This window comes from Vibrio sp. SCSIO 43135 (assembly GCF_023716665.1).
GTDB classification, from domain to species: domain Bacteria; phylum Pseudomonadota; class Gammaproteobacteria; order Enterobacterales; family Vibrionaceae; genus Vibrio; species Vibrio paucivorans.
In genome coordinates, this window is record NZ_CP071859.1 from 3,071,030 (window position 1) to 3,084,821 (window position 13,792).

Sequence of the window (13,792 nt, forward strand, 5' to 3'; positions counted from 1 at the left end):
GTGCATGGATACTGTTCACTACTACAACACCGCCGATAGTGCGCTCAATTTAATTGAGGCGAATTACCATAAGTTCGCATTTCAGCGCCATTATCACTTGGATTACCATATTGGCTTAATCACCCAAGGTGAACAGAAGTTCCACACCAAAGGCAGCAGTCATCATGTCGGAAGTGGGCAGATTGTGATTATGCCGCCAGACGAACTGCACGATGGGCACTCCCAACTTGATTCTGGCTACCAAGTCCGTGTCTTTGCGATCGAACCACACTGGCTGAGCGATCTGGCCGATCTTAAGCAAAGTGGTCAAATGATGCGCTTTAATCAGTTGATCATCTCGGATCGAGCTGTTTTTTCACAATTATTTAACCTTCATCGTGCATTAAGCCAAGATAACCTCAGCCAACTAGAGAAAGATTGCCTACCTTACCAAGGACTTAGCCATTTATTTAACCATTATGGATCCGTCCAACAAAAAGATCCGATTGCGCTGGGTAATCAATCGCTGGCAACCTTAAAAGACTACTTACTGGCGAACCTCGACCAAGCGGTACGATTAGACCAGCTGTCCGATTTATGCCAACTCAGTCCAACCCAGTTTCAGCGCCACTTTAAGGCCAAAACTGGCTTTACCCCTTATGCATGGCTGAGCCGCCTACGCTTAGAGCAGGGAATGAAACTACTCAAATCGGGCTACAAAGGCACACAAGTCGCCCATCAAGTTGGCTTTTACGATCAAGCTCATTTCAGCAAAGCATTCAAAATGACTTATGGTGTTTCCCCTTCTTATATTAGCGGCTGTCAATAATTTACAATCGCGGTACTTTTGGTTGTGGCACACTCTGAGCCATTAATCTGCTTACAAGTACCACACCCATGAACGAAACCGCTATTTTACTCACCTTAGCCAGCGTCCATTTCATCGCGTTAATGAGCCCAGGGCCAGACTTCGCCTTAGTGGTACAAAACGCCACTCGTTATGGTCGACAAACGGGTTTGTATATTGCTTTGGGGCTATCGGTTGGCATCTTGCTTCACTCATTACTGAGCCTAACAGGCGTCAGCTACTTAGTGCACCAGCACCCTACTCTGTTTGCCTTATTGCAATTAGCTGGAGGTAGTTACTTAGCCTACTTGGGCTACGGTGCCCTGACAGCCACCACAGCTCGACTGCGACAACCGAACGATGACTCACAACCTACGGTTAAGCCGCATTTGCTACTGAACAACAAACGCCAAGCATTCTCACGTGGATTCGCCACTAACATCCTTAATCCAAAAGCCTTAGTGTTTTTTGTCAGCTTGATGTCGAGCTTAGTTCCAGCGGGTATGTCGTTGGTTGGAAAAGGCATCGCGCTAGTGATCCTATTTGGTTTATCTATGCTGTGGTTTTCGCTACTGGCTTGGGTTCTTTCGACCGCCAAGTTACAAACTAAGTTGCTTAAGGCCAGCGTGTATATAGATGCGGTTTGCGGCCTAATCTTTAGCACCATTGGCGTCAGCATCTTTATTCAGTCAATCCTGTCGCTGGTCGGCTAATTCGCAAACTTGAATCACGCTTACAATTTGATAACAAAGGGCTAGACCTGCTCAATATCCACTGCCAATCTGTCTCTGAAAACTGATACCTCTGTTTCTGTCTTAAAAAACCATGTCTCAGAAAATAATAACAAGGAGAACACGATGCTGTGGAACAAAAAGCTCTTCGTAACTTGCGGGGCTCTACTCGCATCCCAAGTCAGTTGGGCTAATCAAGCTGCCGATGCCGTCGCTCCAGAACACAGTTCTGGTTTCGAAAAGAAATCTCTGGTCAAAGCCAGTGATTGGATGGTGACAGCGGCCAACCCTATCGCAACTCAGGCAGGCGCCGATATCCTCAAACAAGGCGGCAACGCGATTGATGCTATGGTGACCGTACAGCTGATGCTGGGGCTGGTCGAACCACAGTCTTCGGGTATTGGTGGCGGCGCGTTCTTGGTGTACTGGGACGCGAAGAACAATCAGCTCACCAGTTACGATGGCCGAGAAACAGCCCCGCTCAACGCAACACCCAAGTTGTTCCTGGATGAATCAGGTCAACCTATGAAGTTCTATGACGCAGTGGTCGGTGGCCGCTCAGTTGCAACGCCGGGTACTATTCAATTGATGTGGGACACCCACCAAAAATACGGCAAGCTAGAATGGGCAAAGCTGATTGCTCCTGTGATTAAAGTGGCCGAACAAGGCTTCGAAATCAGTCCACGTCTCGCTACGCTGATCGACAAAGACCAACAGCGCTTAAGCCGCTTTGCGGCAACTAAAGCCTATTTCTTCGATGATAATGGCCAGCCCAAGCAAGCAGGGACCTTACTGAAAAACCCAGAGTACGCCGCAACTTTAACGGCTATTGCTGAGCAAGGGGCGAAAGCCTTCTACCAAGGCGACATCGCGCAAAATATCATTAATACGGTACAAAATGCCCCGGGCAACCCAGGCGTGTTGGCTCAAGTCGATTTCGACAGTTACCAAATTAAACAGCGTGAACCGGTATGTTCACCGTATCAAAGCTATCAGGTATGTGGCATGGGGCCACCAAGTTCAGGCGCGCTGACCGTTGGACAAATTCTGGCAATGACCGAACAGTTTGACCTACGTTCATGGGGAGCCAACAGTGCTAAGTCTTGGCAGGTGATTGCCGATGCTTCCCGTCTCGCGTTCGCTGACCGCGGCCTGTACATGGCCGATCAAGACTTTGTTCCTATGCCAACCCAAGGTTTACTTGATACAAGCTACATGAAAGACCGTGCAAAGCTGATTACTCCGGGCAAAGCGTTAGAGTCGGCCCCTGCTGGCAACCCTCCTTGGGCTCACGCTATGAAACTCAGTCAAGATGAGTCAATTGAACTGCCATCAACCAGCCACTTTAATGTCGTCGACCAAGACGGCAACGTGGTATCCATCACCACCACTATTGAGAATGCCTTTGGTTCACGCTTAATGGTGAACGGCTTTTTACTCAATAACGAACTGACTGACTTTTCTTTCCGTACACATAGTGACGGCAAGCCAATCGCTAATCGGTTGGAACCAGGCAAGCGCCCACGTTCATCAATGGCACCGACAATCATGATGCAAGGTGGCAAACCTTATATGGCTATAGGCTCTCCCGGTGGCAGTCGCATAATCGGCTATGTCGCACAAACCATTATTGCCCACACTCAGTGGGACATGGATATTCAGCAAGCAGCTAATCAACCGCGCTTACTTAACCGCTTTGGTGAGTTGGATGTAGAACAAGGGACATCTGCGGAAACGCTTAAACCTGAGCTAGAGAAAATGGGCTTTGACGTTAATGTACGCGACCTAAATTCGGGTATTCATGCAATTAGATTGACTAAAGATGGATTAGAAGGCGCAGCCGACCCGCGCCGAGAAGGGACAGCGATAGGCCACTGATTACATACATTACTCGATCCGCTCACCCTCTTGTGCGAGATCTCGCACAAGAGGGTGAGTAAAACTCTCTTTTTACTACAGATAAAAGAATATAAAAAAACATAACCCATTGATTTAAATGGATATGACTAGTTATTAACCACTCTATTGAGTCAAGTATTTATACTGAGTGCGTTGCTGATAAATCAGGAATCGATAATATTAACCCTGTCGGAAGGAGTCTGACACGGAACAGGAAAAAGCCACGGATTTGGTTATCTTCAGGATGAAGATTCGATTATTTAGGATGAATAATCGGCATGGATAGCGAAATGGACATTGAATGGACGCAATAGTAACTAGGATGGTTGCTACTAAGGAAAGACAATGGACACCTCTGGACGAGGAAAGGACTGAACATCAGGATGATGTAAGGGACACCGCTCAAGGAACAAGTGAAGCGCGCTAACGAGGATTGTTGGCAGACCAGGATAAGGTCATGGACACCGCTAGGATGGCGACGAAAGGAATACGCTGAAGGATTACAGCACACTATCATGGATTAGATGCATGGAGCACACTTAGTAGCCGGATTGCTGCGAGTAAGACTACGACCCCGATGAGCGCAAGCTCTCGGGGTTTTTCTTTTTTAATCCTATCTATCTTTACCCCTGTGGATTTCTATCCAACTTAAATGGGATAAATCCCCTCTCTCACATAAAAATTCACACTTTCACGGTTCACTTCTTGGCCATCTCTACGTAATGTAGTTGCCATGAAATTCAATTAGTTTCATAACCACACACATAATAAGGACTATTATCATGTCAAATGTAACTTTTCAAGGCGCTGCTGTACCCCTTTCTGGCTCTTTCCCTGCGAAAGGCACTCAAGCCACTTCATTTTCTCTTACTGCAGGCGACCTTTCAGAGCTGACTCTTGAGGCGCTCAAAGGAAAGAAAGTTATTCTAAACATTTTCCCAAGCATCGATACGCCAGTGTGCGCTCAAAGCGTCCGTGCGTTCAATGAGAAAGCAGCTAACCAAGACAACACGGTTGTGCTATGCATCTCGGCTGACCTCCCATTTGCAGCAGGCCGTTTCTGCGAAGTAGAAGGCATTGAAGGCGTACAACACGCTTCAACGTTCCGTTCTCCTGACTTTGCTCAAGCGTACGGTGTTGCGATCGCAGAAGGTGCATTGGCTGGCCTAACCGCACGCGCAGTAGTGTGCATCAATGAAGAAGGCCTGATCACTCATAGCGAGTTAGTAGCAGAGATCACTGAAGAGCCAAACTACGACGCGGCACTGGCTGCACTGTAATAGACTCGACTCAATAGTAAAAGAGCTGCCAATGGCAGCTCTTTTTTGTTAACAGTTAGGTACGTGAAGGCTTTACAGCTTTTCTAGCCGCGCATACGCCGTGACCAACCACTTGATCCCTTCACCATTAAAAGCAACTTGTACGCGGCCTTGTGGGCCACTGCCCTCAAAGTTAATGATGGTACCTTCACCAAACTTAGGGTGCATCACGCGTGAACCAAGTGCAAAGCCGGTTTCATTGAAGCTCTCTTTCACCGCAGTCTGACTAAAGCGACCACTACTTGCAGGGCGACTGACTTGGGCTTTCATACGTACTTCGTCTAAACAGCCTTCTGGCAGTTCACGGATAAAGCGTGACGGTTTGTGATATTTGTCCTGACCATAAAGACGACGCATCTCTGCATAAGTAATGTAGAGCTTTTCCATTGCACGCGTCATACCTACATAACATAAGCGACGCTCTTCTTCTAAACGCCCCGCTTCTTCCGCAGACATTTGGCTTGGGAACATGCCTTCTTCGACCCCAACCATAAACACCATTGGGAACTCTAGGCCTTTTGCACTGTGCAGCGTCATCAATTGCACGGCATCTTCAAACTCATCCGCCTGCCCTTCACCGGATTCCAACGCCGCGTGAGTTAAGAAGGCCGTTAGCAAGGTCATTTCTTCCGCTTCTTCCGGCTTCTCGAACTGGCGAGTTGCGGTCACAAGCTCTTCCAAGTTCTCAATACGCGCCTTAGACTTTTCACCTTTTTCCTGCTCATACATGGCATACAAACCAGAGTACTTGATCACATGGTCAGTCTGCTCATGCAGTGGCATTTCTACCGAATCGTCTTCCAGAGCATTAATCAGCTCAATAAAGCGACTTAATGCGCCCGCAGCACGGCCTGGCAACACTTGTTCGTCCAACAGAGCTTGAGAGGCATCCCACATTGTCGCGCCGCGATCTCGCGCCGCAAAACGAATGGTCTCTAGCGTTTTATCACCAAGGCCACGTGTTGGGGTATTCACTACTCGCTCAAATGCTGCGTCGTCGTTACGGTTGGCCATCAAACGCAGGTAGCTTAAAGCGTCTTTGATTTCCTGACGCTCGAAGAATCGCATGCCGCCATAGATTCGGTAAGGTAAGCCCGCTTGAATTAATGCTTCTTCCAACACGCGTGACTGGGCGTTATTTCGGTATAGCATTGCAGAGTCGTTCAGAGCTCCACCTTTATCCTGCCACTCTTTGATCTTGCTGACCGCAAAGCGTGCTTCGTCTAGCTCGTTGTAAGCAGAATAAACCGAAATGGGCTCACCCTCTTTACCCTCTGTCCACAGCTCTTTACCCATACGCTCAGTGTTATTAGCAATCAGGGTATTCGAGGCTTCCAGAATAGTTTTGGTCGAGCGGTAGTTTTGCTCGAGGCGAATCGTATTAACGCTTGGAAATTCAACAGTGAATTTTTCAATGTTTTCGACTTTAGCACCACGCCAACCATAGATAGACTGGTCGTCATCACCAACGATCATTACGTGACATTCAGGCCCAGCCATCATACGGAGCCACGCATACTGAATGTTGTTGGTATCTTGAAATTCGTCGACCAAAATATGTTTAAAGCGCGCTTGGTAATGCTCACGAATGTGTTTTTTATCACGCAGTAGCTCGTGTGCTCGCAGCAGAATTTCCGCGAAATCGACCAGGCCAGCGCGATCGCAGGCTTCTTGATATGCCGAGTAAAGCTGCAGGTACGTTTGCGTCACCGGATCGTGGTAGGCATCAATGTGGCTCGGGCGTAGCCCTTCATCTTTCTTGCCGTTAATCCACCATGCCGCTTGCTTAGCTGGCCACTGCTTTTCATCTAGGTTCTGCGCTTTGATTAAGCGACGCAATAGGCGAATCTGGTCATCGGTATCGATGATTTGAAAATCTTCCGGTAGCTTGGCATCAAGATAGTGCGCTCGAAGAATGCGGTGACAGATGCCATGGAAAGTACCGTTCCACATGCCAGATGCGCTGCCCATCATCAGTTCTTCAATACGACCGCGCATTTCTGCTGCCGCTTTGTTAGTAAAGGTGACCGACATAATGGAAAACGGAGAGGCTTGCTCGACCGACATCAGCCACGCAATACGGTGTACTAAGACGCGGGTCTTACCACTACCCGCACCCGCAAGCACCAACAAATTCTCTAACGGCGCAGCGACAGCTTCACGTTGTTTATCGTTGAGACCGTCGATTAAAAGGTTGGGATCTATCATGGCTAAGCTACTGGTTATTTATACATGGACGGTGATTATAACCTAAACAACTCACCGATATCAGACAAAAAACGATAAAAAATTCGCTGTTTTTTTACACACTAAATCAACAAGTTAAATTAAAAATTTAAATAAATTGATAATAAAACATAACTTTTATGAAAGTTTTTCAGCGCATTTTCTATCCTTTAATTTAAGCAAGTTGATGAATTACCTGATGATTCACTTGCTCAATTAAACAAAGGAATAAAGTCTGAGGAAATTACTATGAAAAAGTCTAATCTTGCTGTTACCGCTGCTGTTACTGGTCTTCTTGCTCTAGGTGGCACTATGCTTACTGCCGCTCCTGCTGTCGCTGCTGAAAAAGAAAAATGCTACGGCGTTTCTAAAGCAGGTAAAAATGATTGTGCAACTAAAACAAGCTCTTGTGCAGGTACTGCAAAAGAAGATAACCAAAAAGATGCGTTCGTAGTCGTTCCTAAAGGACTGTGTGGCAAACTTACTGGTGGTAGCACCGAGTCTGCTTAAGCAAGCTCTGCAAATAAGTAATCTAAGGTGTGCTGACGCTCAACCAGCACACCTGATTTATTTCTACTGATTGCTTGTTTCTATCTGCTGTTAGCTTCTACAACATTAAATTAGGATTATCGCCGTGTCGCATGCCACTTATCACAATAAAGTTGGGGTTGGTTTACGCACACCTCACCTTGAGTTTTTCGCTTCCCAACCGCCAATGCTGGATTGGTTGGAAATTCATAGCGAGAATTACTTTCAGCCGCATTCGGCGGCGCGCAAAGCACTCAGGGCGATGTCCAGTCAATATCAAATCAGCTGCCATGGCATCGGCTTGTCACTCGGTAGTGTCGAGCGAGTTAGCCAATCGCATCTCGCCCAGCTCAAAGAGCTGATTAACGACATCAACCCCTTCCTGGTGTCTGATCATTTGAGCTGGAGCGAGAATGGCGGTGTCTATTTCAACGATTTACTTCCACTACCTTACACAGAAGAAGCTCTGCAAGTGTTTTGCCGAAATGTACTGGAAGTACAAGACACGCTGGGTCGTGAGTTGTTGATTGAAAACCCATCCAGCTATTTGAAATTTAACCATTCCACTATTTCGGAATGGGAGTTTCTAGCCGAAGTGCATAAGCGTACCGATTGTCGGCTGTTGCTTGATCTCAATAACGTGCACGTCTCAGCGTTCAATCACGGTTTCGACTGCGACACCTATCTCAATGCCATTCCGGCCCATGCCGTCGATGAAATTCACTTAGCTGGTTTTACCGTTAAGGAGCTTGAAAAAGGTAAAATATGGATTGATACCCACAGCCGACCAGTCAGCCAAGAAGTGTGGCACCTATTTGAAAAGTGGACCACGCAGCACGGTGCGAGGCATACGCTCATTGAATGGGACCTCGATATCCCAGAGCCGCAAGTGCTGCTGCACGAAGCCAGTAAAGCCAGCGATCTGCTTTTGCATATTGAGCAACTCAAGAGGCAAGCATCATGACGGTTTCACTTGCACAATTGCAGGGCCAGTTTGCTAAAGCGCTGCATTATCAGGCCACAGGAGAAGAGTGCCATGTCGTTAGCGATTTATTCAGCGCTGATGAACGGATGCAAATCTACCGCAATAACTTTGTGATCAGTTTGAGTGAAGTGCTGAGTGCCACCTATCCGATGGTCGAGCAATTGCTTGGCGAAGAATGTTTTGCTCAGCTGGCACGTCAACATGTCCTCTGCTACCCACTGACTCAAGGTGACGTCAGTCATTATGGTGAGCATTTCGCTCGTACTATTGAGCAATTTCCTGCGGTATTAGAAGCGGCGCCCTATGCACCAGAGGTGGCTCGTTTCGAATGGTCGATCGACCTCGCTCAACAACAGTTTAACTCTCTCGATTTGGCCACTGACGTCCGCCCGCTGAGTGAACTCAGCCAAATTGCCCCCGAATTACACGGCCAACTGCGATTCCATCTTCAGCCTAGTGTGATTGCGTATGCTTCACAGTATGCAGTGTTTTCTTTGCAGCTCGCCATTTTGAATCAACAATTCGACGGCTTAGAAATCAATCAAGCTGAGCAAGGTGTGATCGCATGTGATTCCCAAGGCACCCCATACAGCAAATCGCTGCCAGAAACCCAATTTCAACTGCTTAGCCACTTACAGGCTGGGCAATGCTTGGCTGATGTTCCAGCCGAGTTACTTGGCCAATTGAATGGCCTGATTGAGCTAGCCCTTATTGCTGGCTTCACCCTTTCCCACAAATAAGGACAGAGCGATGACAAATTCTATAAAAAATCTCGCCGAAACATACGACAGCTTAGTGTCCAAACTGCAATGTGGATTTGTACCACTACTGCTGCTTTTCTGCCGACTTTGGGTCGCTTGGGTATTCTTTAATTCCGGACTCGTTAAAATCGCCTCTTGGGACAGCACGCTGTATCTATTTGAATACGAGTACCAAGTCCCGATCCTACCTTGGCAGCTCGCCGCTTACATGGGTACGGCTGCAGAGCTTATTCTGCCTGTATTCGTTGCGCTAGGCCTGCTTACTAGACCAATGGGCGCTATCTTATTTGTGTTTAACATCATTGCCGTGGTTTCCTACCCACTCCTTTGGGAAAAAGGTTTCTACGACCACCAGCTATGGGGGTTAATGATTTTGATCTTCGTGGTGTGGGGACCGGGGCCTCTTTCAGCCGACAAATGGCTACGCAGTAAATTTCTTTAAGTCGAGTTCATCTCACAGCCTGAATACCTAAACATAAAAAAGCCCACCGACTGGTGGGCTTTTCATTACTGATTGTTAGCGATTAAGCACTGCTATTACGCTTCAATTCCAGCGTGGCGTAACAATGCATCAATTTGTGGCTCACGACCACGGAAGCGCTTAAACAACTCCATCGGTTCTTCACTGCCACCCATCTCTAAAATATTATTCAAGAAGCTCTGGCCAGTTTCAGTATTGAAGATACCTTCTTCCTCGAAGCGAGAGAACGCATCCGACGACAAGACTTCAGCCCATAGGTAGCTGTAGTAACCAGCGCTGTAGCCACCCGCAAAGATATGACCAAAGCTGTGAGAGAATCGGTTCCACTCTAGGCTTGGCAGTACTGCCACTTTCGATTTCACGTCCGCCAGAGTTTCTAGCACTCGCGGGCCGATTTCTGGGTCAAATTCCGTGTGCAGCGTAAAGTCGAACAAACCGAATTCAAGCTGACGCAAAATAAACATCGCTGATTGGAAGTTCTTAGCAGCTAACATCTTATCGAGCATCTCTTTTGGCAGAGCTTCACCCGACTCATAGTGGCCAGAGATAAAGGCTAGTGCTTCTTCTTCCCAACACCAGTTTTCTAGAAACTGACTTGGCAGCTCTACTGCATCCCAAGGAACACCGTTGATACCCGACACCGCTCCCGCGTCGACTTGCGTTAGCATGTGGTGAATACCGTGGCCAAATTCGTGGAACAGAGTCACGACTTCATCATGAGTAAATAGCGCTGGTTTGTCGCCTACAGGCTTATTGAAGTTACAGGTCAGGTAAGCCACTGGAGATTGCAATTCCCCCGACTGAGTAATACGACGACCGCGGCAATCATCCATCCAAGCACCACCACGCTTATGCTCACGTGCATACAAATCTAGGTAGAAGCTACCACGCAACTGGCCTTCAGCATCGAAAATCTCAAAGAATCGAACCGAGTCATGCCAAGTATCAACGCCCTGTTTTTCTTTTACGCTCATACCAAATACGCGGTTAAGCACTTCAAATAAACCACTAACCGCTTTCTCTTCAGGGAAGTAAGGGCGCAGTTCTTCATCAGAGATCTGGAATAAGTGCTGCTTTTGTTTTTCGCTGTAGTAAGCGATGTCCCATAGGTTCAGCTCTTCTACACCACATTCGTTCTTAGCGAATTGGCGCAGCTGCTCTACTTCACGCTCACCTTGAGGTTTCGCTTTCACGGCAAGGTCATTCAAGAAACCCAGTACTTGCGCGGGAGTTTCCGCCATCTTAGTCGCTAACGACTTTTCGCTGTATGTGTTGAAACCAAGCATGCGCGAAATCTCATGGCGCAGTTTAAGCTGCTCAGCGATGATCTCACTGTTGTCCCACTTACCCGCATTTGGACCACGATCAGACGCACGCGTTACGTACGCTTCGTACAGTTCTTTACGCAACTCTTGGTTGTCACAATAAGTCATCACAGGCAGGTAAGACGGCATGTCTAGTGTCAGTAGGTAGCCTTCAAGCTCTTTAGCTTCTGCTGCCGCTTGCGCTGCTGCTAATGCCGATTCCGGTAAGCCTGCCAGTTCTTTTTCATCTGTGATGTGCTTGTTCCAGCCCATAGTGGCATCCAACACATTGTTTGAGAACTGCGAACCTAGCTCAGACATGCGCTTGCTGATCTCACCGTAACGGTGTTGCTCATCAGCTGGTAAGCCGATGCCCGACAACTCAAAATCACGCAACGAATCCGTGACCGTTTTCTTCTGAGCTTGAGTGAGCGTGGCAAACTCATCGCTCGCTTTAATGCTCTTGTAGGCTTCAAATAGCCCTTTGTGCTGGCCTACCCACGTGCCGTACTCCGATAACAGAGGTAGACAGCTTTCGTAAGCTTCACGCAGTTCGTCACTGTTAACGACAGAATTCATATGGCTGACTGGCGACCAAATACGGCTTAGACGATCATCCACTTCTTCAATCGGTGCAATTAAGTTGTCCCAGCTAGGCTGCGTATTGCCTTCCAACACTTGCTCTATTTTTGCACGGCAATCCGCGATCGCTTTTTCTACCGCTGGCTTTACGTGTTCTGGCTTAATTTCTGAAAATGGAGGCAAATCGGTGAAGCTAAGAAGTGGGTTCGACATAAATCTTTCCTTTTATTGGGGAAGCGAACTGACGGGTTCGTCTTAGTTATTTGTAGTTCGGTCTTAATCGTTCTTAAATACTAAATATAGGTAGGTTCAGCAATTTTCAATAGTAACGTATACTATCGACTATTATTCTTTGCACCCATTTGAGAGTGTTATTTTGTTAAGTTATCGCCACAGCTTCCACGCAGGCAACCATGCTGACGTGGTAAAACACATTGTTCAAAGCCTTATTCTTAATTCTCTGAAACAGAAAGAAAAGCCTTTTGTTTACCACGATACACACTCTGGTGTTGGTCGCTACGACTTAACGCATGAGTGGTCAGAAAAGACCGGTGAATACAAACAAGGTATTGCACGTGTTTGGCAACAAAACAACATCCCAGAAGACATTCAAAGCTACCTTGAGTCGATAAAGGCACTCAACAATGGCGATGCATTACGCTACTACCCAGGTTCACCACGCGTTGCTCACGCCCATTTGCGCCAACAAGATCGCATGGTTCTGACCGAGCTTCACCCAAGCGATCACCCACTGCTTGAACAAGAGTTTCACCGCGACCGCCAAGTATCGATTTATAAAGAAGACGGTTTCCAACGCCTGAAAGCCAGCCTGCCACCAAAAGAGCGCCGTGGTCTGGTACTTATCGACCCACCGTACGAGCTTGCGAAAGAATATCGAGATGTCGTTCAGGCTATCGCACAAAGTCATAAGCGCTGGGCTACAGGGATCTATGCGATTTGGTACCCAGTGGTTAACCGCTGCGATATCGAAGACATGTTGGAAGGCCTAGAAGGGCTCGGTATTCGTAAAATCCTGCAAATCGAGTTAGGTGTTTCACCAGACACCAATGAGCGCGGCATGACAGCTTCAGGAATGATTGTCATCAATCCCCCATGGAAGCTAGAAAGCCAAATGAAACAGATTTTGCCTTTCTTGAAAGAGGCCATTGCCCCTGCAACTGGCCACTTTAAAGTGGAATGGATTGTTCCAGAGTAACCGCCCCCCCCCCCCCAAGAATGGTATGTTTCATTAAGGCGTAACCGATTGAAGTTACGCCTTTTTTATAGACGCTCCCAAAATAATTTTTTCTTTTTACCCAATCATTTCGTCTTTTGAACTTCCATAGCGTCTTAGGTTATGTAAATACCTCAGATTTAGGAATTCAGACCATGCTTAAAATTGTTAGCTTTAAAATTTGCCCATTTGTTCAACGTGTTACTGCCGCTCTTGAAGCGAAGAAAATCCCATACGAGATTGAGTACATCGAACTAAAAAACAAACCACAGTGGTTTTTAGACATTTCACCCAATGGCCAGGTGCCAATTTTGGTAACGGAATCGGGTACAACGCTGTTTGAATCGGATGCCATCATCGAATACATCGAAGATGAGTACGGCCCACTTGAGCAAGATGTCACCAATGAGCAACGCGCACTTGACCGCGCTTGGAGTTACTTAGGTTCCAAACACTATCTCGCACAATGCGGCACGATGAGCAGCAAAGACAAAGAAACCTTTGAGCAGCGCGCAGAAAAACTCATCACTGCGTTCAAAAAAGCAGAAAAGCAACTGTCTGGCGACACTAAGTTCTTTAAATCAGATAACCTAAGCAACGTCGATATGGCTTGGCTGCCATTATTGCACCGCGCGGCGCTGGTTAAGGCGCACTCGGGTTACGACTTTTTCTGTGGGCTACCAAAAATGCAAGCATGGCAAAACAACCTACTGGACACTGGTTTGGCCGAGAAAACCGTTTCTAGCGACTTCGATGAGAAGTTCTCGAGCTTCTATCTAACCAACACCTATGTTGGTGAAGGCAAAGATATCCAAGCGCAAAGCGGTTGCGGTCCTGCTAACTGCTGCGACTAATCATTCTAACTGGCGCTTTGCTTCCATCACAAAGCGCTTTACGGGTGAAAAATCAGCGGAAT

General features: G+C 47.3%; 12 protein-coding genes. 10 read left to right on the forward strand and 2 right to left on the reverse strand.

What is annotated here, in order from left to right; genetic code table 11:
* The first annotated feature begins 4 nt into the window (after nucleotides 1–4).
* The 4 genes from J4N42_RS13795 to tpx all read left to right on the forward strand — a co-directional run bounded on the left by J4N42_RS13795 (nucleotide 5) and on the right by tpx (nucleotide 4,736).
* Complete coding sequence (locus tag J4N42_RS13795) at nucleotides 5–808, forward strand: AraC family transcriptional regulator (protein WP_252028760.1); 804 nt, start codon at nucleotides 5–7, stop codon at nucleotides 806–808.
* A gap of 68 nt (nucleotides 809–876) precedes the next feature.
* Nucleotides 877–1,539, forward strand: coding sequence for a LysE family translocator (locus tag J4N42_RS13800; RefSeq protein ID WP_252028762.1), 663 nt, complete (start codon nucleotides 877–879; stop codon nucleotides 1,537–1,539).
* A gap of 144 nt (nucleotides 1,540–1,683) precedes the next feature.
* On the forward strand, nucleotides 1,684–3,435 hold the full coding sequence (gene ggt, locus J4N42_RS13805; protein WP_252028764.1) for a gamma-glutamyltransferase: 1,752 nt from the start codon (nucleotides 1,684–1,686) through the stop codon (nucleotides 3,433–3,435).
* Nucleotides 3,436–4,238: 803 nt separating this feature from the next.
* Nucleotides 4,239–4,736 carry a thiol peroxidase gene (gene tpx / locus J4N42_RS13810; protein WP_252028766.1) on the forward strand — a complete coding sequence of 166 codons (498 nt, stop codon included), beginning with the start codon at nucleotides 4,239–4,241 and terminating at the stop codon, nucleotides 4,734–4,736.
* Nucleotides 4,737–4,808: 72 nt separating this feature from the next.
* Here tpx and uvrD read toward each other — a convergent pair whose 3' ends face one another.
* Nucleotides 4,809–6,983: a DNA helicase II gene (uvrD, locus tag J4N42_RS13815; protein ID WP_252028767.1), complete on the reverse strand. Its 2,175-nt coding sequence runs from the start codon at nucleotides 6,981–6,983 to the stop codon at nucleotides 4,809–4,811.
* Nucleotides 6,984–7,250: 267 nt separating this feature from the next.
* On the opposite strand from uvrD, the gene J4N42_RS13820 reads away from it, so the two are divergent.
* The 4 genes from J4N42_RS13820 (at nucleotide 7,251) to J4N42_RS13835 (ending at nucleotide 9,717) form a co-directional block, all read left to right on the forward strand.
* Entirely contained in the window at nucleotides 7,251–7,511 is a 261-nt protein-coding gene (locus J4N42_RS13820) for a BufA1 family periplasmic bufferin-type metallophore (RefSeq protein WP_252028770.1), read from the forward strand.
* 124 nt (nucleotides 7,512–7,635) lie between these two features.
* A complete protein-coding gene (gene bufB / locus J4N42_RS13825) occupies nucleotides 7,636–8,493 on the forward strand; it encodes an MNIO family bufferin maturase (RefSeq protein WP_252028771.1) in 858 nt (285 codons plus the stop codon).
* Nucleotides 8,490–9,254, forward strand: coding sequence for an HvfC/BufC N-terminal domain-containing protein (locus J4N42_RS13830; protein WP_252028773.1), 765 nt, complete (start codon nucleotides 8,490–8,492; stop codon nucleotides 9,252–9,254). Before bufB ends, J4N42_RS13830 begins: the two co-directional genes overlap by 4 nt.
* A 10-nt stretch (nucleotides 9,255–9,264) precedes the next feature.
* Nucleotides 9,265–9,717 (forward strand): DoxX family protein, encoded by a 453-nt coding sequence (locus J4N42_RS13835; protein WP_252028774.1) that lies wholly within the window; start codon nucleotides 9,265–9,267, stop codon nucleotides 9,715–9,717.
* A gap of 95 nt (nucleotides 9,718–9,812) precedes the next feature.
* On the opposite strand, the gene prlC is transcribed toward J4N42_RS13835, so the two are convergent.
* Complete coding sequence (prlC, locus tag J4N42_RS13840) at nucleotides 9,813–11,855, reverse strand: oligopeptidase A (protein ID WP_252028775.1); 2,043 nt, start codon at nucleotides 11,853–11,855, stop codon at nucleotides 9,813–9,815.
* Between the two features lie 163 nt (nucleotides 11,856–12,018).
* On the opposite strand from prlC, the gene J4N42_RS13845 reads away from it, so the two are divergent.
* Complete coding sequence (locus J4N42_RS13845; protein WP_252028777.1) at nucleotides 12,019–12,858, forward strand: 23S rRNA (adenine(2030)-N(6))-methyltransferase RlmJ; 840 nt, start codon at nucleotides 12,019–12,021, stop codon at nucleotides 12,856–12,858.
* Between the two features lie 173 nt (nucleotides 12,859–13,031).
* A complete protein-coding gene (locus J4N42_RS13850) occupies nucleotides 13,032–13,730 on the forward strand; it encodes a glutathione S-transferase family protein (RefSeq protein ID WP_252028778.1) in 699 nt (232 codons plus the stop codon).
* Nucleotides 13,731–13,792: the final 62 nt, after the last annotated feature.